Genomic DNA, 22,078 nt, shown 5'->3' on the forward strand with positions numbered 1-22,078 from the left:
TTCCCTGATAGCTCAGTTGGTAGAGCGACGGACTGTTAATCCGCAGGTCCCTGGTTCGAGTCCAGGTCGGGGAGCCACAGAATTTGAAGTAAGCAGTGAACTTATTAAAAAATCACTGCGCATAAAGTTTCAAAAAAATAGTTATAAGTTTAACGAAGAGTAGTATTTCTTCTATTCCCTGATAGCTCAGTTGGTAGAGCGACGGACTGTTAATCCGCAGGTCCCTGGTTCGAGTCCAGGTCGGGGAGCCAAATTTCGAAGGGCTTAACATACATGTGTTAAGCCCTTTTTCTTCGCCGCAATTTTCTCAGCCCTCAAAGCTGCAGATAATACCGGCTCAGTGCCCGCCACGCAGGCACTTACAGACACCGCTGCCAGTCTGTTTCAGTATGGTCAGCTTGACAGTAAAAAACCGATCTTGATCGGCGTGGATTGCAGCCCGCACCGCCAGCGCAGTAAAGTGTTTCAGCAGGCACAGAACTAGGCCCCTGCGCCTTGCTCAGCAACACTTTCCGCCAGCATGCACATGCTCCGCAACAAATCGTGCTGCCGCCAATCGCCTGGGCGGCCAGCACAGTTTGTTCAATTAATTTCCACATGACAATGTCACGTCCTTGTCACGCAGCACGCTTATGATGCGACCATGCCGATCCGCATAGTCAACCGAGCCCCCAAAAACGTGTTCAACTTCCTCTCCCCAGCCATCAAACTGACGCAAGGCTTGCGTATTGCACAGAAAATGGCCTTAGTTGCCATCGCCTTTGCCATTCCCCTATTTGTCGTGTTGGCCTTGCTATTTAGCGAAATGCGCGGTGAGGTCGCCGCCAGCAAGCAAAAGCAACAAGCCATAGCGCAAATACAAGGCATACAAACACTACAAGCTGCTTTACTCACACATCGTGCATTGACCCACATGCAATTGAGCGGCAACAAGCAGGTTTCTGAGGCAATCAGCCCATTGCGTACACAAATCAACAAACTGATTAGCGGCAACAAAAATAAAAACGATTGGGAAAAATTACTCTCTGCCGTCAACGAAATGAAGCCAGCAGCCAGTTTTCTCGCCCATAGCAAACTCATCGATGCACTCAATGAACAAATCAATGTCATCGGCTACGCCTCGAAACTGGCACTCGACAGTGATTTCACGACCAACCAATTGGCCGGCCTGTATCTGAACAGCCTGCCGGCTTTACTGGAAAAAGTAGCGGTCATGTCGGCACGCGGTGCCGCCTACATCGACACCGGTCTGTTTGAGGCCGGTGAAGATGTCATGCTTAATTCTCTGCAAATGCTGGCACTCCACGACATCACACAAATCAGTGAGCAAGCCGAGACACTGATTAAAGATCATCCGACATATCGCGATCAGTTAAAAACTTTGCAAGCTGATTTACTACAAGCGCGGCAATATTTTGCCCGCGCTCAAAATGAAGTCTTAGCCTCAGTCGAGCAAAGTTCCGGCAATGCCTTTTTCGCTGGCGGTCAAACCGTCATCGACAAACTGCACGGTGCCGACAGCGCACTGGCAAGTTTAGTCAATCAACGCCTCGAGCAACATATCAGTGAGTTGAATGGAAAGATCGCACGCATGTTCGGCGGCATCGTTTTCTTGATCTTATTTGCCAGTTATTTTTTATTCGGCATCTACACTGCCTTGGCGCGCGATCTCAACACACTCACGATGAACATACAAAGAACCGCAGCAGGAGACCTGCAAGCGACCTCAGGCAGTACCGGAAAAGATGAATTTGCTCAATTAATCAATGCGGTCGGCGAAATGAACCACGGCCTCAGCAACTTGGTTGATGACATCCGCAATGGTGCCGAACACCTCGATGGCATTTCACGCGAAATCCACGCTGAAAACAACGATCTGGCCCTGCGCACTGAGCACCAAGCAGGTGCCGTGCAACAAACCGCCAGTTCCTTAGAACAGTTAAGCGGTGCCATACAAGAAAATGCCGGCCACCTGTCGCAAGCCAGTCATTTGATTAACGACTCTGCCACGTCAGTACAGCAAGGCTTGCAAGTGATGGATCAAGCAATCGGCACCATGCAAACCGTAACGTCCAGTGCACGGCAAATTTCCGACATCATCGGTGTCATGGATGGCATTGCCTTCCAAACCAATATCCTTGCGCTCAATGCCGCCGTCGAAGCCGCCCGCGCTGGCCCGGAAGGCCGCGGCTTTGCCGTCGTCGCCAGCGAGGTTCGCAACTTGGCACAGCGCAGCACCACCGCCGCCAAAGAAATCAAAACTTTGATACTTGCCTCCGAAGCAGCAATTCGCAACGGCAACAAAATGATTAACGCCGCCGGTGTTTCCATGAATGAAATTGCCGGCAATGTCGCCAAGGTCAGTGGTTTGATACAACAAGTCGCCCACGCCAGCCAAGAGCAAAGCAAGGGCATCAACAACGTCAATGAGGCTTTGAGCAGCATCGATCAAATCACGCAAGACAATGTCTTACTGGTCAGCCAAGCCAGCCTGTCGACCGCTCAATTGGAAGAGCAAGCACTGGCCCTGAGCGCTACCGTCAGCGTCTTTAAAACTGACCAGCATGCGCCACAGCCCAGCCCGGTGGTACAACTGAGCGCGCACCGACCTACGCCGAAACCAAGTCAAAAGCCGCGCCAGAAAACGCTGGCCGCATAAAAAAAATCGCCGCAAACAAGATTTGCGGCGGCGTTTACTTCAACAACAAACAATAAGCAGTGCTCAGACTTGCAACAAACTCAAAATGGAACGCAGTTCGGTGCGAATCAAAGCAACATCGACCGCTGCTTCGACTTCCTCAGCCTCATGAACACGTACATGTGGCACCCCAAGCTTATTGCGCGCACCATTGATGGTGAAACCCTGCTCATACAAGAGTTCGCGGATACGTCGTATCAGCAACACTTCATGGTGTTGATAATAACGGCGGTTACCACGACGCTTGACTGGTTTCAATTGAGCAAATTCTTGCTCCCAGTAACGCAGCACATGCGCCTTGACACCACATAACTCACTGACTTCACCGATGGTGAAATAGCGCTTGGCCGGAATAGGCGGCAAATTGGCCGCTTCAATTTTTATTTCTGTCATGGGGAATATCAAGCAGCGTGAGCAAGAGCTTGGTCGTTCAATTCATCGACCATGCCTTTTAGTTTCTGACTGGCGTGGAAGGTGACCACGCGGCGCGCCGTGATCGGAATTTCTTCCCCGGTTTTCGGATTGCGGCCCGGACGCTGTGGCTTGTCACGCAATTGGAAATTGCCGAAACCAGATAATTTCACCGCCTCACCGCGTTCGAGACCATCACGAATTTCATAAAAAAACGTTTCCACCATATCTTTGGCTTCACGCTTATTCAAACCGACCTGCTCAAACAGCAATTCGGCCAATTCCGCCTTGGTTAAAGTAGGCAATTCTTTTTCCGCCTGGGAACGCGCCCGGGCTTCCAGCATGGCACGATTCAAATCGGCATCGAGCACCGATTGAAATTCCGCCGAATGGACATCACTCATGATCAAACTCATCTCATTTTTACCCGACATTCTTGAAGCGAACTCAACGCAGCTTGGCAGCAAATTTCTGGGCTGCTGCATCAACAAATGCCTGCATCGCCGCCTCTACCCTGTCGTCTTGCAAGGTAGTTTGAGTATCTTGCAAGCTAAAGCGGAATGCAAGACTTTTCTCATCGGCTTCCAAACCCTTGCCGCGATATTCATCAAACAAAACAAGCGCTTGCATGATCTTACACGCATCAAGCTCGCGCGCTGCCAGAGCGAATACATCGCGCATTTCTTGCACGCTCACCGACTCTTTGACTACCAAAGCCAAATCGCGGGTAACAACCGGAAACTTGGAAATTTCTTGATAAGTCGGCAATTTTACCGCCTGCAAAGCCAGCGTATCGACTTCGAATACCACCGGTGCCAGAGGCAAATCATATTTCTGCTGCCAACGTGGGTGCAACTCGCCGATCATACCGATAGTTTGACCATCACATTCTATCGTCGCACTGCGGCCAGGATGCAAAGCCGGATGCTCAAGTTTGATAAAACGCAAAGTCTGCGGCGCAAACAAGGCCTCCAAATCAGCCTTGATATCGAAGAAATCGACATGGCGTGCGCTGGTGCCCCACTGCTCTTCGGTCACCGGACCATACGCCATGGCGCACAAACGTTTCGGTTGATGATAGCCGGCCACCGTCAAGGGACCATCGAGCACCTGCGCATCGCGCAAATACACGGTACCGATTTCAAACACGCGCACGCGATTGATCTTGCGGTTGAGGTTATAGCGAACATTGGCAACCAAACTGCCGATCAAATTACTGCGCATCACACTCATCTGGCTGGCGATAGGATTCAACAAGCGCACCGGCGTCGTGTTGGCAGCAAAATCCTGCTCCCACGCTTCTTCGACAAAACTGTAATTGATCACTTCCTGATAATCCTGGTCCGCGATCAGGCGGCGCACCGCAAACAGCGAACGGGTATGTTCGGGCGCGATGAGCATGGCATGCGCCGCTACCGGTGGCAAGGCAGGAATGTTCTCGAAGCCGTAGACACGCGCGACTTCTTCAATCAAATCCTCTTCAATTTCCAAGTCGAAACGGAATGAAGGCGGCGTCACCGAAAACACACCGGGCGTTTGCGTGAATTGCAAACCCAGACGCGTGAAGATATCGGCAATAAGCGCATCAGTCAAAGGCACGCCGATGACTTTCTGCGCGCGTGCGGTGCGCAAGGCAACCGGATTACGCAGCGGCAGATTAATGATCTGATCATCGACCGGACCGAGCTTGACTTGCTCACTGCCGCCGCAAATAGCGACGATCAGGGCAGAAATTCTTTCGATGTCGGCGACAATGTTTTCGAAATCGACGCCGCGTTCAAACCTGTGGGCGGCATCGGTAGAGAAATTGAAATGCCGACCGCGCCCCTGTATCGCGTGCGGCCACCAGAATGCCGCTTCGAGATAAATATTCTGTGTATCCAAATCGACTGCCGTCGAGTCACCACCCATGATACCGGCCAGCGATTCGAGCTGCTGCGCATCGGCGATCACGCCTATCCATTCATCGACCGCGACGGTATTGCCATTCAAGAGCTTGAGCGTTTCACCAGCCTTACCCCAACGGACTTCCAAGCCACCATGAATTTTATCGAGATCAAATACATGCGATGGCCGTCCGAGCTCAAGCATGACGTAATTCGAGATATCGACCAAGGCCGAGATCGAGCGCTGACCACTGCGTTCCAGCCGCTGCTTCATCCACTCCGGCGTCGCCGCTTTGGCATTGACACCGCGTATCACGCGGCCGCAAAAGCGTCCGCATAAATCCGGCGCGCTCACTGTGACCGGCAATATTTCGCTCAGCGTGCTGGCGACGATTGCGCTGCTCGGCGCTTGCAAAGGCGTGCCGGTCAACGCCGACACTTCACGTGCTACACCTAGCACAGACAAGCAATCGGCCTTGTTCGGGGTGAGCTTAATCGTGAATTTCAAATCATTGAGCAGATAGTAATCACGGAAATCTTGACCGACCGGCGCATCGGCCGGCAACTCCATCAAACCGCCATGCTCTTCCGATAATTTCAATTCACGTGCCGAACACAGCATGCCTTGCGACTCGACGCCGCGCAAGTTACCGACCTTGATTTCAAACGGTTTGCCATCCGCACCAGGCGGCAGCACGGCACCGGCCTTAGCGCAGGGCACACGCATGCCGACCCGGACATTCGGCGCACCGCAGACGATAGTGAGCAAGCTCGCGCCGCCTACATCAACCTGACAAATATTGAGACGGTCAGCATCGGGATGTTTGGCGATTTCACGAATTTCCGCCACCACCACATCATTGAAAGGAGGAGCCACCGGCTCGACTGCTTCGACTTCCAGGCCCGACATCGTCAACAGATGCGACAGTTGATCCGACGACAAGGCCGGATTGACCATAGTACGTAGCCAGTTTTCAGAAAATTGCATAATTCAGCCGTCTAAAATGTGGGAAATCCGAACGCCAGCGGCGTTCGGAATAAATTAGTTGAATTGCTTGAGAAAGCGTAAATCGCCTTCGTAAAACAGCCGCAAATCGGCCACGCCGTAACGCAGCATCGTCAAGCGCTCGAGGCCGGAGCCGAACGCAAAGCCGATATACACTTCCGGATCGAGTCCCATGTTGCGGATCACACCAGGATGCACCTGCCCGGAACCCGACACTTCGAGCCAACGCCCCTTGAGTGGACCACTGCCGAAAGCAATGTCGATCTCAGCCGAGGGTTCGGTAAACGGGAAATACGAAGGACGAAAACGGACCTCAAGATCATCGGTTTCAAAGAATGCCCGCACGAAGTTCAGATATACGCCTTTCAGATCGGCGAAACTGATGTCTTCAGCAATCCACAAACCTTCCACCTGATGAAACATCGGCGAATGGGTAGCGTCGCTGTCGACCCGGTAAGTACGACCCGGCGCGATCACTTTAATCGGTGGCTTATTCATGCGCGCATAGCGCACCTGCATAGGGCTGGTATGCGTGCGCAATAACAGTTGCTTACCTTCGCTATCTTTGCCATCGACGTAAAAGGTATCCTGCATCGAGCGCGCCGGATGGTTCTCCGGGCTATTCAAGGCAGTAAAGTTAGTCCAGTCAGTTTCGATTTCGGGGCCATCAGCCACATCAAAACCGATAGAGCGGAAAATTTCCTCAACCCGCTGCCAGGTCCGCATCACTGGATGTATCCCGCCGACACTGCGGCCACGACCCGGCAAACTCACGTCGATCGCTTCGGCATTGAGCCGGCTTTGTAATTGCGCATCCGCGAGCGCATCGCGGCGCGCGGTCAAGGCATTTTCAATTTGTACTTTGGCGGCATTGATGATGGCGCCCTGAATCTTGCGTTCGTCTTGGCTGAAACTGCCCAGACTTTTCATTTGTTGTGTGATCTGGCCACTCTTGCCCAGATATAAGGCTTTCGCATTTTCCAGCGCAGCGGCATCCGTTGCGGCGAGAAAATCAGAGCTGGCTTGGCTGACGATTTGATCTAAAGGGTTCATGCGTTGGTCCCGCTTACTCTGAAGCTGAAATAATGAGCTCAAAACAAAACGGGGCATAGGAATCAACCTCTGCCCCGCCTGATAGATGCACGGCGCAGCGCGCCATGCATACGACTAACGATTACTTCACGCAGCCAATGTTGCTTTGACTTGATTGACAATCGCGGCGAAAGCCGGTTTGTCCATCACTGCCATGTCAGCCAGGACTTTACGGTCGAGTTCGATCGAAGCTTTTTTCAAGCCATTCATGAACACGCTGTAAGTCAAACCATGCTGACGCGATGCGGCGTTGATACGTGTGATCCACAATGCGCGGAATACACGTTTCTTGTTGCGACGATCACGGTAAGCGTATTGACCAGCGCGCATAACTGCTTGCTTGGCAACACGGTAAACCTTACTGCGACGACCGCGGTAACCTTTGGCAAGGTCAAGAACTTTTTTATGACGGGCACGAGCAGTAACCCCACGTTTTACTCTAGGCATAGTAACTCCTTAAATAATGAGTATGAGGTTAAGCTGTAGGCATCATGCGCATGACCGATACCATGTTGGTGTCATGAACACCCACGGAACCGCGCAACTGACGTTTGTTTTTGGTTGTTTTCTTAGTCAAGATATGACGTTTGAAAGCTTGACCGCGTTTAACAGTACCACCCGGGCGCACGCGAAAACGTTTTTTCGCACTGCTTTTGGTCTTCATTTTTGGCATAGCATATCTGTCTTGCGACAGTTCCACTTATATATGATGGTAGGTGGCAGCAAAGCACGCTGCTCTTGGATGCCTACTTCTCACTTATTGTGAGCGGCGCAAGCGCCGCTCGATCGCACCACCGGCAAACCGGCAGCACAAAATCAGGTACAACTTATTTCTTTTTCTTCGGTGCCAGAATCATGACCATCTGACGACCTTCCATCTTCGGAAACTGCTCAACTTGACCGTAAGCATCAAGATCAACCTTCAGACGCTCAAGCACACGCATACCGATTTCTTGATGAGCCATTTCACGTCCGCGGAAACGCAGAGTGATTTTGGTTTTATCGCCCTCATCGAGAAACTTGATCAGATTACGGACTTTGATGTTGTAATCGCCGTCATCAGTACCAGGGCGGAACTTCACCTCTTTCACCAAAACAATTTTCTGCTTCAGTTTGGCTTCATGAGCTTTCTTTTGCTCTTGATATTTAAACTTGCCGTAATCCATTATACGACAAACAGGCGGTTGCGCAGTTGGTGCAATCTCCACCAAATCCACATTAGCCTCTTCGGCCAGGCGGAAAGCTTCGGCCAATTTGACGATACCCAATGGCTCATTATCAACACCAGACAAACGCACTTCAGGTGCGGTGACTTCTCCGTTGATACGATGTGTTCTTTCGGTAGCTATTGCAGTTTCCTTTAAAAAATAAAATCTTGACCATGCTATATTGCATAAAAGCAATATTGCCGACTCATCTGTTAAACCTTGGCAGCGATCTCGTCTTTCAGACGAGCGATGAAGGCATCCAGAGGCATCACCCCGAGATCCAGATTGCCACGCGTACGCACAGCGACTGTGTTGGCATCCCGCTCTTTATCACCAATCACGAGGATGTAAGGTAATTTCTGAAGAGAATGCTCGCGTATTTTATAGGTAATCTTCTCATTACGCAAATCGGTATTTACTCTAAACCCTTGTTTCTTTAGGATTTCCGCAACAGAACGGCTATATTCAGACTGTGATTCAGAGATATTCAAGACCGATACCTGCATCGGAGCCAACCACAAAGGCATGGCACCAGCATGATTTTCAATCAAGATGCCGATAAAACGTTCCATCGAGCCGACTATCGCCCGATGCAACATGATCGGTGTCTGGCGTGAATTATCATCGGAAACATATTCTGCTTCCAAGCGGGTAGGCATGAAGAAATCGACCTGCATGGTACCGACTTGCCATGGACGACCGAGACTATCTTTGAGATGGTATTCGATCTTCGGGCCGTAAAACGCCCCTTCGCCCGGCAACTCTTCCCAACTCACGCCACACTGCGTGAGTGCCGCACGCAAAGTCGCCTCGGCGCGATCCCAAGTCTCATCGGAACCGATACGATTTTCAGGGCGCAGCGCCAGCTTGACAAAAATATTCTTAAAATCAAAATCTTTATACACCTGCATCGCCTGCGAGTGAAATGCCACCACTTCATCAAGAATTTGCTCTTCGGTACAGAAGATATGACCATCATCTTGGGTAAAGCCGCGCACACGCATAATGCCGTGCAAAGCACCGGATGGTTCATTGCGATGACACTGACCGAATTCACCGAAACGCAGTGGCAATTCACGGTAACTGCGCATATCCGAATTGAAAATCTGTATGTGGCCGGGGCAATTCATCGGCTTCAAGGCATAGTGGCGGTTTTCCGACTCAGTCGTAAACATTCCCTCGCGGTAATTCTGCCAATGGCCGGTTTTTTCCCACAGACTGACATCGAGAATCTGCGGACCCTTCACTTCTTGGTAGCCGCAGTCCTGATACACCTTGCGCATGTATTGTTCAACCTGTTGCCAAATAGTCCAACCCTTGGCGTGCCAGAACACCAGACCCGGCGCCTCATCTTGGAAATGGAACAAATCGAGCTGCTTGGCGAGCTTGCGATGATCGCGTTTCTCTGCTTCTTCCAGCATATGCAGGTAGGCTTCTTGATCTTCTTTTTTGGCAAACGCCGTGCCATAGATACGCTGCAGCATTTCATTCTTCGAATCGCCACGCCAGTAAGCACCGGCCAACTTCATGAGCTTGAAGACTTTCAGCTTACCGGTCGAAGGGACGTGCGGGCCACGACACAGATCGGTGAAACTGCCTTCCGAGTACAGCGACACATCTTGATCAGCCGGAATCGAGGCGATGATTTCAGCCTTATACGCCTCACCAATGCCAGTGAAGTAAGCGACCGCCTCATCACGCGCCAAGACTTGACGCGTAATCGGCTCATCCTTCTTGGCCAGCTCGAGCATTTTCTTTTCTATCGCCAGCAAATCTTCCGGCGTAAACGGGCGCTTGTACGAAAAATCGTAGTAAAAACCGTTTTCAATCACCGGACCGATGGTTACCTGCGCCTCTGGAAACAAGGATTTGACTGCATAGGCCAGCAAATGCGCGGTCGAGTGACGAATCACTTCCAAACCATCGGCATCTTTATCGGTGACGATGGCCAGCGCGACATCGGTCCCGATCAGATACGAGGTATCGACCAACTTGCCATCGACACGACCGGCCAAGGCGGCCTTGGCCAAACCGGCACCAATGCTCGCCGCAACCTGCGCCACCGTGACCGGCGCATCGAATTGTCGTTGCGAACCATCAGGAAGTTTTACTGAGACCATATCACTCTCCAAAGCAGCAGATTTGCCGAAAATTGTATTAAAAATTGAATTAAAAAATGCAGACGAAAAAAAAGCACGGCTATAGCCGTGCTTTTTCTTTAATTTGATGACGAAAAAGATCCTCGACTAGAGTCGCTTGCTAACCAGTTGCGTGGTAGTTCGCGGTGTCATAACCAGGATGCCTTTCTCGCTCTTATCTAAAATGGTCACGGTGAATTATCTACCGTGCACTTTACACATAAATTCTGGTGGGCGGTGCAGAATTCGAATCTGCGACCCCTTGGATGTCGACCAAGTATTCTAACCAGCTGAACTAACCGCCCATGTACTTGCAAAAACTGCGCAGCTTTATTTTTTACAATTCAGCCATGCCGCCTGCGAAGAAACAGAAGTATAGCAGAAGCCCAGCAAGAATTACTAGCCCCCGCAGTAATTTTTTAATCCACGCCGCCCTACTGACGTCGCACCTCGACCACCCCGCCAACCTCATGAATGATCGTCAAAGCCTTTTGCAACTGCGTCGTGCCACCGATCTCTACCGTAAACGACATGCGCGCAAAACCTTTGGCACTTTGCGTATTGACGCCGATAACATTGATTTTTTCGCGCGAAAACACTTCAGAAATATCGCGCAACAAACCCTGTCTATCCTGCGCCATGACAAAGATATCGACCGGATATACAGTATCCTTGCCGCCGCCACCCCAAGTGGTCTGGATCACCCGCTCCGGCGCTTTATTGCGCATCTCGGCGAAATTTTTGCAACTCAGCCTATGGATGGAGACTCCTTTCCCGCGCGTGACGAAGCCGACGATGCCATCGGGCGGTGCCGGCTTACAGCAACGTGCCAACTGCGTCATCAAGCCGTCGGTACCAACCACCAGCACACCAGACTTGGCACCCTGGGTGACACTCGAAGCGCGGCTCTTGTTGGTGATGATTAACTCTTGGTCCTCCTCCACCGCCGCGTGGTCGCGTACTGCCGCCTCGATTTGACGCAGACTGAATTCTTCTTTCCCCACCGAGAGAAACAATTCGTCGAGTGCGGCAAAACCCAGTTTGCGCGCCAACTCTTCCAAATTAACCGCAGTTTTCCCTTCGCGCTGCAAAGTTTTTTCAACTTGCGCGCGTCCGGCAGCCAAGGTTTCCTGCTGATCAATAGCATTGAACCAGGCGCGGATTTTGGTACGCGTGCGGGTGCTGGCTGAATACTCGGGATTGAGCCAGTCGCGCGAGGGACCAGTCTGCGGCGAACCGATTTTAAGCGTGATGATTTCCACCGTCTGGCCATTCTGCAGACGGGTATTGAGCGGCACCATCACGCTGTCGACGCGCGCACCGCGGCAGCGATGTCCTACATCGGTATGCAACTGGTAAGCGAAATCGACCGGCGTCGCCTGATTCGGTAATTCGATCACGCGCGCCTGCGGCGTGAGCACATAAATCCTATCATCGAGGCTGGCAGCCTTGAGCTTTTCCACCCACTCACGCTGCACTTCTTCATGCTCCACCACGGCATCGGTAATATCGCTTTTCCACGCCAGCAACTGGCGCAACCAAGCGATTTTCCCATCGTATTCCTGCGCCACAAAATTCGATCCGCCATTTTCTTTGTAGCGCCAATGGGCCGCCACGCCGTATTCGGCGAACTGATGCATTTCACGCGTGCGTATCTGCACCTCCAGCGGTCGCCCATCTTCGACTACCACCACCGTATGCAAAGACTTGTAGCCATTAGCTTTCGGTCGCGAGATGTAATCATCGAATTCTTTGGGAATCGGTGCCCAGGCATTATGCACAATCCCAAGCACGGTATAGCAATCCTTGATATCGTCGACGATCACGCGAAAGGCTCGCACATCATAGAGTTCATCGAAATCGATGGTCTTGCCCTTCATCTTTTTCCAGATGCTGTAGATATGCTTGGGCCGACCACTGACCTCGGCTTTCACCTCGGCGGCCAGCAATTCCCGATTGAGTCGCGCAATCGCATTAACGACAAAACTTTCGCGCTCGACACGTTTCTCTTCCAACATCTTGGCAATGCGCTTGTACTGCAGCGGCTCGAGAAAGCGAAACGATAAATCTTCCAGTTCCCATTTCAGCTGCCACACCCCGAGGCGATTGGCCAAAGGCGCGTACAAATCCATGGTTTCACTGGCATATTGACGGGTCTCGTCATCGTCACGTTTACAGTCGGCGAAATAGCGCAAGGTCGTTACCCGTGAAGCCAAGCGCACCAACACCACGCGCATATCGGTGGCCATCGCCAGCACCATCTTGCGCAGCGTTTCCATTTGCACTGCAGCTTTTTCGGCGGCATCTTTGCTGCGCCCCAGCTCGCTTGGCATCGGCCGACTGAGCGCCGCCTCACGCAACTTCATCAACCGCCGTATACCGCTGACGAGGGTAGCGATTTCCTTACCGAAGCGTGCTTCAATCTGCAAGGCGACGGTCGGGCATAACTGCGGCAACTCAAATAATAAGGCGGCGATGCGCGTATCGACATCGGTACGCAGCATCGCTAAGGTCGCCGTCACACCCTGTACGAATTGCATGGCATCTTGGCCGGTGACCACCGCCAGGTCGGCATAATGCGGCGTGACAAATTCCAAGGCTGCCAACAAGCGTACGCTGTCTGCGTCCGACAAGCCTTCTGATAACTGTGATTCTGCTGCTGAGCTTGAGACCATACGAATCAATTCTTTAGTGTTGCGCTGCGCTGACAATGATTTCTATGAGCCAATCGGGATCGGCCATACGGGCTTCGACCGTGGCGCGCGGTGGCGTCGCACCGGGCACAACCCAGGCATCCCACACCGCATTCATCGCCGTAATATGACTGATCTCGCGTAAAAAAATTTGGCACGTCAAGATGCGTGATTTATCGCTGCCTGCTTCGAGCAGCAAACGTTCGACATGTGCCAACACTTGGCGCGTCTGTCCGCTGATATCTTCACTGGCGTCGTCCGGCACTTGTCCAGCCAAATACACCACACCATTAAATATCGCCGTTTCCGACAAACGTGCGCCGACGTGTAATCGTTGCAGTTCCATTGTTTTATCCATTCTTCAAATCAGCTCAATAAAAACTCACGCACGGCGGCGATCTGGACTGGATCGACCAAGGTCGGGGCATGACCTACCCCGGCCAACTCCAACAACTGCGCGCGCGGGCCGCGCTGCGTCATTTCTGCGGCAGTGGCGGCGCTGAGCAAATCCGATTCAGCACCGCGCAATACGAAAGTCTGACTACGTATGGCATCATAGGCGGCCCACAACATGGCCTGACCGGCCGCCACCATCTCCGGCGTGGTGGCCGCAAACGCCTGCGCCAAAGCCAAATCATAATGCCGCACCCACTGCCCTTCGCTGTTCTGGCGCAACACATCGCGTGCCAGCTTATCCCACTGCGCCTCGCTGTGTGGGCCGAACGAAGCCGAAATAGCCCGGATATACTTACTCGCTTCGGCATAACTATCAAAGCGCACATCTTGGCCGACATAATCGGCAATGCGCGCCAGTGCCGTCGGATTTAAATTCGGACCTACATCATTGAGTACCAGCTTGCCGATAGGGTTACCTTCGAGTGCAGCCAAACCGATGCCGATCAAGCCGCCCATCGAGGTGCCAACCCAATCGATGCTATCGGCCTGCGCACGCGCCAGCAGACTGACCATATCGCTGACATATTGCGGCAACTGGTAATGCAGCGGATTACGCAAGCGTCCGGAGTGACCACGCCCGACTATATCAGGACAAATCACCCGGTAGTGTCGACATAAGTCAGCCGCGAGCGCATCAAAATCATCGGCAACCCGGGTGAGCCCATGCACGCACACCAGCACACGCGCATTGTCCGGTGCCCCCCACTCCTTGTAAGAAATACTGTGCAAGCCGCTGGGAGAGAGGCACTGTAGGGTTTTTCGCGTGACCTGCATGGTGGCATCCTGGTGTATGTGTGCGCAAAGGCGTGGGATCACGCCGCGTGGGAAGCGCAGATGAAATCCATGCTTCCCAAACGCTATTCTAACGAGGGAAAGCCGAAAGACACAGAGTTTCTGTCAATACATGATTAATTGGTAGGTGATTTTATGCTGGCACGAAGCAGTGAAGGCAGCGCGGCGTAGTCAGGAAGGGTTCGATTTCGTACTTATCATATTGAATTAAGCGAAATGTATCGATAGGCTAAAGGTCTGTTCACAGCTAGCAGTCTGTCCCATCATGTACAGTTTCCACAAATTCGCCGATATTGCCACTACAGACTGGTTGGTCCTACTCAATCACCCTGCACTCAAGCGTCACATGCCGCTGGCAGCCGGCGTCTGGAACGAAGTCACTGCCGCCGGATGGGTGGCAGAGAAAGATAGGCAATGGCAGGAGCACGCATACGGACCATGGGCGATCCGCATCGACAAGGTGTTTGCCGGCTGGGGTGGTTTTCAAAAAGAAGCTGGCGTAGCCGATTTGGCGCTGGTTCTGTTACCGAAATTTTGGGGCCACGGCGGCGCGGTGCTGCGAACATTACTACAGCGCCGTGCAGAACTCCATATTGATATTGTCACTATCTTGCTGCCGCCGAGTCGAACCAAAACAAAGGCACTGCAACGGTTTGGATTTCATCCCGCTGGCTCGGTAGATTACGACGGTCAGCACTTTCTGAAATTCCAATTAAGTTGAGGACAAGACGGAAATACCTATTCCGTTCAACCTGTTCATTTTACAAAGATCTTATGTTGCAATATTAAAAAAATAACTTAATGGATCGTCGCAAGCGACGATGGAAAAGACTCTGGGAGGGGTTTGTACCCACTCCCATCGCGTCGCGCCTTCGTCGCTCGAACGTGTTCATTTCACAGAAAAAAAGTGTCCTTGATCGACGTTCCCACCCTGAAGGCACTGAGGTGCCACTCGATTCCTGCCTACGCAGGAATGACGAGGCGAGAGCACGGGGGAATGACATGTCGGCCAGTTGGCGTAATGATACCGACTGAAAACCCTTTTGCGACAGCCTCTGAAGGCCGGGGTTTCAAACCCTAGTCAGATTTTTGATGAACCCTCCCACAGTTAAGGGAGCGCGGATTTAATCCAAGCGGTTTGCCTGCCGGCACGGGGGAAAATTCTCCCCGTGCCTGGGTCAAGCACAGTAGCTATCAGGCAAACGCTGTCACATCAAGCGTCGCTTCAGTTTTCGCCACGATTTCTGCCACGCTCACACCGGGGGCCAGTTCCAGCAATTTCAAGCCTTGCGCAGTTACATCGATGACACCAAGGTCGGTGATGATGCGGTTGACTACGGCTACACCGGTCAGTGGCAAATTACAGTTCTTGAGAATTTTATGCGCATCGCCCTTGGCGACATGCTCCATGAGCACCACCACACGCCCGACGCCGGCGACCAGATCCATCGCACCGCCCATGCCCTTGACCATCTTCCCCGGTATCATCCAATTCGCCAAGTCACCGTGCTCACTGACTTGCATGGCACCGAGGATGGCCAGATTGATTTTTCCGCCGCGTATCATCGCGAAAGAATCGGCCGAACTGAAGATGGACGAGCCAGGTAAAGTTGTCACCGTTTGTTTGCCGGCATTAATCAAATCGGCATCGACTTCAGCTTCAGTAGGAAACGGGCCAATGCCGAGCAAACCATTTTCCGACTGCAACCAGACTTCAATACCGGACGGTACATGGTTAGCTACCAAGGTCGGCAAACCTATGCCGAGGTTCACGTAAAAACCATCTTGTAATTCGAGTGCCGCACGCGCAGCCATTTCATCGCGATTCCATGCCATTTTCTTCTCCCGGTTTATTGCGCGACGCGCACAGTGCGTTGTTCGATACGTTTTTCCGGCGCGGCATTGACGACGATGCGCTGCACGAAAATACCCGGCGTGTGCACGTCATCGGGATCGATTTCACCGATTTCCACCAACACTTCGACTTCGGCGACGGTGATTTTGCCGGCCATGGCGACATTCGGATTGAAATTACGTGCAGTTTTTCTATACACCAAATTACCGGCCTTATCGGCCTTCCACGCTTTGACCAGTGACACGTCGGCCACCAACGCGCGCTCCATGACATAGGTATGACCATCGAATTCGCGCAGTTCCTTACCATCGGCAACGATGGTGCCGACGCCGGTCTTGGTAAAGAAAGCAGGAATACCGGCCCCACCGGCGCGCAGTTTTTCTGCCAGCGTGCCTTGTGGGGTGAATTCGAGTTCGAGTTCACCGGCCAAGTACTGGCGCTCGAACTCTTTGTTTTCGCCTACATAGGAGGCAATCATTTTTTTTATCTGACGCGTAGTGAGTAACTGACCGAGGCCGAAACCATCGACGCCAGCATTGTTCGAAATCGCTGTCAATTGTTGCACACCGCTATCGCGCAAGGCGGCGATCAAGGCTTCCGGGATACCGCACAAACCGAAGCCGCCAACGGCAATCGTCTGACCATCGGCGACGATATCGGCCAAAGCGGCCCCGGCGTCGGCATAAACTTTATTCATCGCTGTCTCCTTGGTATTTTAAAAAAGGTGTTCCATTCCTTGCCCGCACACCAGGTCGTTGCGTGCATGGAGGAATTGATTAATACTTGCCGCCTTAGCATAGGATGCTGCGCTATACTGCGCAATACCGTAAAACTACCTGATCCTATCCGAAACACTATGCGCACCATGCCTGCCATCGATTTTGCCAGTATTTTTCAACAGGCACCGGTCGGATTATGCGTATCCGAAAATCGCATCATTCTGGCCTGTAACGATGAACTGAGCAAGATGTTCGGTTACGCGCAAACGACTTTACTCGGTGCTTCATTTCAAGTCTTATATCCTAGCACGACCGAATTCGAACGTACCGGTGCCCGTATCACACCGATCATGAATGCGCGCGGCTATTACTCAGATGAGCGCATCATGAAACGCGCCAACGAAGAATTATTTTGGTGCCATGTTTCCGGCCGTGGTCTCGATAAGCACGATCCGCATGCGGCCGGCATCTGGACCTTCGAAGATTTGAGCGCGAAACGTCAAGTCAGTGCTGAATTGACGCCGCGTGAACGTGAAATCGCCGCCTTGCTGGTCGAAGGAAAAACCAGCAAGCTGATCGCCCGACAAATTGCTCTGAGCCCGCGCACGGTGGAAATGCATCGTGCCAAACTGATGAGAAAGTTTTCCGCCGCCACCTCGAGCGAGCTGGTGCACAAACTGCTGGGCTCGCTCTGAATCTTCCTCTGACAATGACTCAAGCCGCGGTACGGCGGCGCTTGGCGAGCGCTTTGAATTCATTGAATTTCTGTTTAATTACTTCAGGCAACACCACCGATTTCTCGCTGAGATGGTCAACCCACACCACCTTGGCCCCCCCCTCGGCATAAAGCGCATAGCCATCGTCAACCGAACGCATTTCCTGTACGGTTTCAAAACTGCTGCGTCCCAATTCTGAAATATACGTGCATACCTCGACCTGGCCCGGATATTTCAACGGTTTCTTGAAGGTGCAACGGGCATTGACGATCACCGGGCCATTCCCATTCGCATCAGGCAAGCAACCCATCACCGTCAACCATTCGATACGCGCTTGCTCCATGTACTGAAAATACACGGTATTGTTAACGTGTCCCATGGCGTCCATATCACCCCACCGGATAGGAATGGTGACGGTGTAGACCAATTTTTTTTCAGCCGATGCCATCTCCATCACTGCACACTCATCCCGTCATCTGCGGTCATGATCGCACCATTGAGGAAACGCGACTCTTCAGCGGCCAGCAACAGCAAGAGCCCGTCCAAATCTTCCGGCGTGCCGACTCGCTTGCGTGGCAGCATCTCGATCAACTTCTGCCCTTGTTCGGTGTCGAAATATTCGGAATTGATTTCCGTCGAAATATAGCCGGGACAAATTGCATTGACATTAATACCGTATTTACCCCATTCGACCGCCATCGCCTTGGTCATGTGAACCACAGCAGCCTTGCTCATGCAATAAATACCTATCTGTGGCAACACCCGCAAACCAGCCACCGAAGCGATGTTGATAATCCTATGTTCTTTGCGGGGATCCCCCTTGTGGCGCGCAATCATGCGCTTGGCCGCTTCTTGGGCGACAAAAAAAGCGCCACGTTGATTCGTATCCATTACATAAGCATAATCGTCCGGCGTCACATCGACCAGCCGCTGGGTAGTCGATACCCCGGAGTTATTGATCAAGATATCGATCGGTCCGGCCTCGGTTTCTGCATGCGCGATCGCTGATTTGATGCTGGCATAATCGGTCACATCGAGCGCCACCACATGAGCGGCACCACCGTCAGCTTCGATCTCGGCACGCAATTCTTTGAGCCGATCGATGCGGCGTGAAGCCAACACCACTTGCGCACCAGCCTGCGCCAACACTTTTGCAAAGCGTGCGCCAAGACCGCTGGATGCGCCGGTAATCAACGCGATTTTTCCTTCAAAATTGACTTCTATGCCCATCAGTAGCTCCGCAAAAAGTTTGAAACGATCAGATTCATCTGATTCGCTATGATGACATAGTTATTTACTACTAGCATAGCGGGTCTCAATATTCTATCGCCAGCAGTCGGTCGGCGTTAGGTGAAATCGGCGGCAAAATCTTGCAAAACGCACAGAATGTGGTGCATAGCCAACGAGCGTCTGCGATAATCGCGATTCTCTCTCGATAGAGCCTGTTGGTAAGCTTCATCTAATCGGAAACTTGCGCAATAAGATTGCAGCAGCTACCATGCTCTACATAATTTAGCACGTTCGTTCGAAAATATTTTCAGAAAGCGATTACAGCCATGTCCTTAACCCTTCTTGAGCAGTATGGTCCGCGCGATGCGATGGAATACGATGTCGTCGTCGTTGGCGGCGGTCCGGCCGGTTTGTCGGCAGCGATCAAACTCAAACAGTTGGCCGCGGCCAAGGGTGCCGAGCTGTCGGTCTGCGTATTAGAAAAAGGCGGCGAACTCGGTGCCCATATTTTGTCGGGTGCGGTAATGGATCCGCAAGCGATCACTGAATTATTTCCCGATTGGAAAGAACGCGGTGCGCCGCTCAACACCCCGGTCAGCGAAGACCGTTTTTTGTTCTTGACCGAAACCAAGGCACACAAGACACCGAACTGGATGTTGCCCGGCTGTTTTCAAAATCATGGTAACTATGTCATTTCGCTGGCCAATGTCGTACGCTGGTTAGGTCAGCAAGCCGAAGCGCTGGGCGTGGAAATTTTCCCCGGTTTTGCCGCTGCCGAAATTCTCTATACTGAAGATGGTGCCGTCAAGGGCGTCGCCACCGGCAATATGGGTGTCAATCGCGCCGGCGAAGCCGGACCGGCCTTCCAACTCGGCATGGAATTGCATGCCAAATACACGCTGTTCGCCGAAGGCGCCCGCGGTCACCTCGGCAAGCAACTGATCGCTAAATATGACTTAAGCAAAGGCAAGGATCCGCAAACCTACGGCATCGGCATCAAAGAGCTGTGGGAAATCGATCCGGCCAAACACCAACCGGGTCTGGTCATCCATTCGGCCGGGTGGCCCTTACCCAGCGATGTGTATGGTGGCTCTTTCCTTTACCATCTTGAAAACAACCAGGTCGCAGTCGGTTATGTGGTCGGCTTGGCGTATGACAATCCGTATTTGTCACCGTATGAAGAATTTCAACGCTACAAAACGCACCCGGAAATCAAACATTTCCTCGAAGGTGGTAAACGGATCGCCTACGGTGCCCGCGCAATTACCGCCGGCGGTCTGCAATCGCTACCGAAATTGAGCTTCCCGGGCGGTGCCCTGATCGGTTGCGAAGCCGGCTTCCTCAATGTCAGCCGCATCAAAGGCAGTCATGCGGCGATCAAAACCGGTATGCTGGCAGCTGAGGCCGTGTTCGATGCCCTTGCTGCAAACCGCAGCTACGATGAAGTGACCGCTTACAGCACAGCCTTTGAAGCCTCGTGGCTGCATGAAGAATTGCACAAAGCACGCAACTTCAAACCGTGGATGAGCAAAGGCCTCTACCTCGGTGCTGTGATGGTCGGCATCGATCAACTGCTGTTAGGTGGCAAGGCGCCCTGGACACTGCATCACACCCACGCCGACCACGAATGCCTGCGCCCGGCCGCCGAATTCACACCGATCGTTTACCCTAAGCCCGATGGGAAAATCAGCTTCGATCGCTTGTCATCGGTCTTCATTTCCAACACCAATCATGCTGAAGATCAGCCGATTCATCTGACCCTCAAAGACAGCAGCGTGCCGGTCAACCTGAATTTGGCGCGCTATGCCGGACCGGAAGCGCGTTATTGCCCAGCCGGCGTGTACGAGTACATGAAAACCGAGGATGGCCAAGATAGATTGCAAATCAATGCACAAAACTGCGTACATTGCAAAACCTGTGATATCAAAGATCCTAGCCAAAACATCGTCTGGGTGACCCCGGAAGGTGGCGGCGGACCGAATTATCCGAATATGTAAGTAGCACCGAAGAACACAGTGAAACGGGCCCGGTTGAGCAACAACCGGGCCCGTTTCACATTGCGGGGTGCAAGTCAGACGCACGCTCAGGGAAACTGACGATGGCAATGGCAAATTTCAGGCCGGTTTGATATGTTTATTTCTTTGCAAGGGCCCGTGGTTTGGCCACAAAGCGCTGCTTTCGACTGCACTGCGTCGTTTCATCGGCATGCCGCTACGAGCAAACTCATCGGCGTACTCACCTTGTCGACCTGGTATCCTGCTTGCTCTCCTCTGCCTCGCACGCCTGCCTGCCACGGCCTCTGCGCCAAGCGGCATCAGCGGCAGCGTCCTCAGCAAGGTCCAGACATTGACATCCTCTCCGGCAAAAAAAGGCTGTCCTTGGAGACACAAGTATAGAGAAGCGCACAAAAACTACACCGATCCAAGAGCGCTTGATGGCGATTTCTTGCATGTTTTTTCACTATGCCGCAGCTATGATGCGAACAAGAATTGAATGCGCTAATAACCGTCCAAGCATACTCGGAAAGGAGTTTACCGTGCCCGCCATCTCTGCCTGCTGTCCCAGTCCTCTTAGCAGCGCTTGCGCGGCGCTCGGCTCTGGCCTGCGCCGTGCCGCCTCCTGTTTGGCGCGCGCTTTTTGTTGTGCCCGCAATAGTCCCGAAGTACCAGCTGCTTCGTCTGTCAACGTGGAGAAACACATAGATAACGCCATAGCTACGGAAGAGATCGATCCGACATACCTGCCGGTGATGCGCGGAGAAGGAACGAAACTGGCGACGAAAGCGATCGATCAGCGCAAGTCCGCCACGGCATTTTTCATGCAAATGTCTTTGCTCAGTAGCCCACACAATTTGAACCACCGCCTCGACGATATCCGTTCTTACGCTCAGAGCCGTACACCCCATTGTAGACGCGGCAATCAGGTCAAGCATCTCAACAGCATCGTGCGTGACTTGCAGAATCTCGCAAATTGGCTACCCGATGGCCAACTGAAAACAAACACCCAGCGCTGCAACGCCGAACTCAGATCCAAGCTGATGAAAGTAGCTAGAAACGGCATCATCAGCCAAGAAACGGCCCAAGACTGCCTGCGGTCGATTAGCGATCTGAGGATTGGTTTTGAGAAAGATCGCATAATCAAACAGGATAGAAATACCCTCGTCGGAATTTGATACGTC

20 protein-coding genes and 3 tRNA genes are annotated in these 22,078 nt (G+C 52.4%); 7 read left to right on the forward strand and 16 right to left on the reverse strand.

Translation table 11 applies throughout. The annotated features are described in order from the left end of the window. Position 1 precedes the first annotated feature (1 nt). From QN359_RS01735 to QN359_RS01745, 3 genes are all read left to right on the forward strand, one after another. Positions 2-77, forward strand: a tRNA-Asn gene (locus QN359_RS01735). 98 nt (positions 78-175) lie between these two features. After that, positions 176-251: transfer RNA gene (locus QN359_RS01740), tRNA-Asn, on the forward strand. 392 nt (positions 252-643) lie between these two features. Then, entirely contained in the window at positions 644-2,659 is a 2,016-nt protein-coding gene (locus QN359_RS01745; RefSeq protein WP_322249003.1) for a methyl-accepting chemotaxis protein, read from the forward strand. A 63-nt stretch (positions 2,660-2,722) separates the two neighbouring features. Here QN359_RS01745 and QN359_RS01750 read toward each other — a convergent pair whose 3' ends face one another. The 12 genes from QN359_RS01750 to QN359_RS01805 form a co-directional block, all read right to left on the reverse strand. Then, entirely contained in the window at positions 2,723-3,091 is a 369-nt protein-coding gene (locus QN359_RS01750) for a MerR family transcriptional regulator (protein ID WP_322249004.1), read from the reverse strand. Positions 3,092-3,099: 8 nt separating this feature from the next. Next, positions 3,100-3,513: an integration host factor subunit alpha gene (locus QN359_RS01755; protein WP_322249005.1), complete on the reverse strand. Its 414-nt coding sequence runs from the start codon at positions 3,511-3,513 to the stop codon at positions 3,100-3,102. Positions 3,514-3,556: 43 nt separating this feature from the next. Then, positions 3,557-5,983, reverse strand: a complete 2,427-nt coding sequence (gene pheT / locus QN359_RS01760) for a phenylalanine--tRNA ligase subunit beta (protein ID WP_322249006.1) — start codon at positions 5,981-5,983, stop codon at positions 3,557-3,559. Positions 5,984-6,037: 54 nt separating this feature from the next. Continuing rightward, entirely contained in the window at positions 6,038-7,054 is a 1,017-nt protein-coding gene (pheS, locus tag QN359_RS01765; RefSeq protein ID WP_322249007.1) for a phenylalanine--tRNA ligase subunit alpha, read from the reverse strand. Between the two features lie 126 nt (positions 7,055-7,180). Then, a complete protein-coding gene (gene rplT, locus QN359_RS01770; RefSeq protein WP_322249008.1) occupies positions 7,181-7,540 on the reverse strand; it encodes a 50S ribosomal protein L20 in 360 nt (119 codons plus the stop codon). Positions 7,541-7,568: 28 nt separating this feature from the next. Beyond that, on the reverse strand, positions 7,569-7,766 hold the full coding sequence (gene rpmI, locus QN359_RS01775) for a 50S ribosomal protein L35 (RefSeq protein ID WP_110253942.1): 198 nt from the start codon (positions 7,764-7,766) through the stop codon (positions 7,569-7,571). Positions 7,767-7,920: 154 nt separating this feature from the next. Beyond that, entirely contained in the window at positions 7,921-8,442 is a 522-nt protein-coding gene (gene infC, locus QN359_RS01780) for a translation initiation factor IF-3 (protein ID WP_322251144.1), read from the reverse strand. A 71-nt stretch (positions 8,443-8,513) separates the two neighbouring features. Further along, positions 8,514-10,421 (reverse strand): threonine--tRNA ligase, encoded by a 1,908-nt coding sequence (gene thrS, locus QN359_RS01785; protein ID WP_322249009.1) that lies wholly within the window; start codon positions 10,419-10,421, stop codon positions 8,514-8,516. Between the two features lie 246 nt (positions 10,422-10,667). Then, positions 10,668-10,744, reverse strand: a tRNA-Val gene (locus QN359_RS01790). Between the two features lie 129 nt (positions 10,745-10,873). Beyond that, positions 10,874-13,114 carry a bifunctional (p)ppGpp synthetase/guanosine-3',5'-bis(diphosphate) 3'-pyrophosphohydrolase gene (locus tag QN359_RS01795; RefSeq protein WP_322249010.1) on the reverse strand — a complete coding sequence of 747 codons (2,241 nt, stop codon included), beginning with the start codon at positions 13,112-13,114 and terminating at the stop codon, positions 10,874-10,876. A 13-nt stretch (positions 13,115-13,127) separates the two neighbouring features. Beyond that, complete coding sequence (locus QN359_RS01800; protein WP_322249011.1) at positions 13,128-13,478, reverse strand: RidA family protein; 351 nt, start codon at positions 13,476-13,478, stop codon at positions 13,128-13,130. 20 nt (positions 13,479-13,498) lie between these two features. Then, a complete protein-coding gene (locus QN359_RS01805) occupies positions 13,499-14,362 on the reverse strand; it encodes an alpha/beta hydrolase (protein WP_322249012.1) in 864 nt (287 codons plus the stop codon). 364 nt (positions 14,363-14,726) lie between these two features. Here QN359_RS01805 and QN359_RS01810 point away from each other — a divergent pair, with 364 nt between their 5' ends. Continuing rightward, complete coding sequence (locus QN359_RS01810; RefSeq protein WP_322249013.1) at positions 14,727-15,101, forward strand: N-acetyltransferase; 375 nt, start codon at positions 14,727-14,729, stop codon at positions 15,099-15,101. A gap of 473 nt (positions 15,102-15,574) precedes the next feature. Here QN359_RS01810 and QN359_RS01815 read toward each other — a convergent pair whose 3' ends face one another. Together QN359_RS01815 and QN359_RS01820 are read right to left on the reverse strand one after the other, a co-directional pair. Next, positions 15,575-16,216 (reverse strand): CoA transferase subunit B, encoded by a 642-nt coding sequence (locus QN359_RS01815; protein WP_322249014.1) that lies wholly within the window; start codon positions 16,214-16,216, stop codon positions 15,575-15,577. Between the two features lie 14 nt (positions 16,217-16,230). Next, positions 16,231-16,932 (reverse strand): CoA transferase subunit A, encoded by a 702-nt coding sequence (locus QN359_RS01820; RefSeq protein ID WP_322249015.1) that lies wholly within the window; start codon positions 16,930-16,932, stop codon positions 16,231-16,233. Between the two features lie 159 nt (positions 16,933-17,091). Between QN359_RS01820 and QN359_RS01825 the strand changes: the two genes are divergently transcribed. Next, positions 17,092-17,649: a LuxR C-terminal-related transcriptional regulator gene (locus QN359_RS01825; protein WP_322249016.1), complete on the forward strand. Its 558-nt coding sequence runs from the start codon at positions 17,092-17,094 to the stop codon at positions 17,647-17,649. Between the two features lie 19 nt (positions 17,650-17,668). On the opposite strand, the gene QN359_RS01830 is transcribed toward QN359_RS01825, so the two are convergent. Further along, positions 17,669-18,124, reverse strand: coding sequence for an acyl-CoA thioesterase (locus QN359_RS01830; RefSeq protein ID WP_322249017.1), 456 nt, complete (start codon positions 18,122-18,124; stop codon positions 17,669-17,671). Further along, positions 18,124-18,900 (reverse strand): SDR family oxidoreductase, encoded by a 777-nt coding sequence (locus QN359_RS01835; protein WP_322249018.1) that lies wholly within the window; start codon positions 18,898-18,900, stop codon positions 18,124-18,126. The genes QN359_RS01830 and QN359_RS01835 overlap by 1 nt, the downstream gene beginning before the upstream one ends. Before the next feature lie 326 nt (positions 18,901-19,226). Between QN359_RS01835 and QN359_RS01840 the strand changes: the two genes are divergently transcribed. Beyond that, complete coding sequence (locus tag QN359_RS01840) at positions 19,227-20,897, forward strand: electron transfer flavoprotein-ubiquinone oxidoreductase (protein ID WP_322249019.1); 1,671 nt, start codon at positions 19,227-19,229, stop codon at positions 20,895-20,897. Between the two features lie 539 nt (positions 20,898-21,436). Beyond that, entirely contained in the window at positions 21,437-22,072 is a 636-nt protein-coding gene (locus tag QN359_RS01845; RefSeq protein ID WP_322249020.1) for a hypothetical protein, read from the forward strand. Positions 22,073-22,078: the final 6 nt, after the last annotated feature.

The sequence above is a fragment of the Undibacterium sp. 5I2 genome, assembly GCF_035019605.1.
GTDB lineage: Bacteria > Pseudomonadota > Gammaproteobacteria > Burkholderiales > Burkholderiaceae_D > Undibacterium.

Excerpts from the sequence above, each read along its gene's own strand:
- QN359_RS01745 (WP_322249003.1), top strand. The coding sequence starts at position 644 with ATGCCGATCCGCATAGTCAACCGAGCCCCCAAAAACGTGTTCAACTTC.
- QN359_RS01750 (WP_322249004.1), bottom strand. The coding sequence starts at position 3,091 with ATGACAGAAATAAAAATTGAAGCGGCCAATTTGCCGCCTATTCCGGCC.
- QN359_RS01755 (WP_322249005.1), bottom strand. The coding sequence starts at position 3,513 with ATGAGTGATGTCCATTCGGCGGAATTTCAATCGGTGCTCGATGCCGAT.
- pheT (WP_322249006.1), bottom strand. The coding sequence starts at position 5,983 with ATGCAATTTTCTGAAAACTGGCTACGTACTATGGTCAATCCGGCCTTG.
- pheS (WP_322249007.1), bottom strand. The coding sequence starts at position 7,054 with ATGAACCCTTTAGATCAAATCGTCAGCCAAGCCAGCTCTGATTTTCTC.
- rplT (WP_322249008.1), bottom strand. The coding sequence starts at position 7,540 with ATGCCTAGAGTAAAACGTGGGGTTACTGCTCGTGCCCGTCATAAAAAA.
- rpmI (WP_110253942.1), bottom strand. The coding sequence starts at position 7,766 with ATGCCAAAAATGAAGACCAAAAGCAGTGCGAAAAAACGTTTTCGCGTG.
- thrS (WP_322249009.1), bottom strand. The coding sequence starts at position 10,421 with ATGGTCTCAGTAAAACTTCCTGATGGTTCGCAACGACAATTCGATGCG.
- QN359_RS01795 (WP_322249010.1), bottom strand. The coding sequence starts at position 13,114 with ATGGTCTCAAGCTCAGCAGCAGAATCACAGTTATCAGAAGGCTTGTCG.
- QN359_RS01800 (WP_322249011.1), bottom strand. The coding sequence starts at position 13,478 with ATGGAACTGCAACGATTACACGTCGGCGCACGTTTGTCGGAAACGGCG.
- QN359_RS01805 (WP_322249012.1), bottom strand. The coding sequence starts at position 14,362 with ATGCAGGTCACGCGAAAAACCCTACAGTGCCTCTCTCCCAGCGGCTTG.
- QN359_RS01810 (WP_322249013.1), top strand. The coding sequence starts at position 14,727 with ATGCCGCTGGCAGCCGGCGTCTGGAACGAAGTCACTGCCGCCGGATGG.
- QN359_RS01815 (WP_322249014.1), bottom strand. The coding sequence starts at position 16,216 with ATGGCATGGAATCGCGATGAAATGGCTGCGCGTGCGGCACTCGAATTA.
- QN359_RS01820 (WP_322249015.1), bottom strand. The coding sequence starts at position 16,932 with ATGAATAAAGTTTATGCCGACGCCGGGGCCGCTTTGGCCGATATCGTC.
- QN359_RS01825 (WP_322249016.1), top strand. The coding sequence starts at position 17,092 with ATGCGCACCATGCCTGCCATCGATTTTGCCAGTATTTTTCAACAGGCA.
- QN359_RS01830 (WP_322249017.1), bottom strand. The coding sequence starts at position 18,124 with ATGGAGATGGCATCGGCTGAAAAAAAATTGGTCTACACCGTCACCATT.
- QN359_RS01835 (WP_322249018.1), bottom strand. The coding sequence starts at position 18,900 with ATGGGCATAGAAGTCAATTTTGAAGGAAAAATCGCGTTGATTACCGGC.
- QN359_RS01840 (WP_322249019.1), top strand. The coding sequence starts at position 19,227 with ATGTCCTTAACCCTTCTTGAGCAGTATGGTCCGCGCGATGCGATGGAA.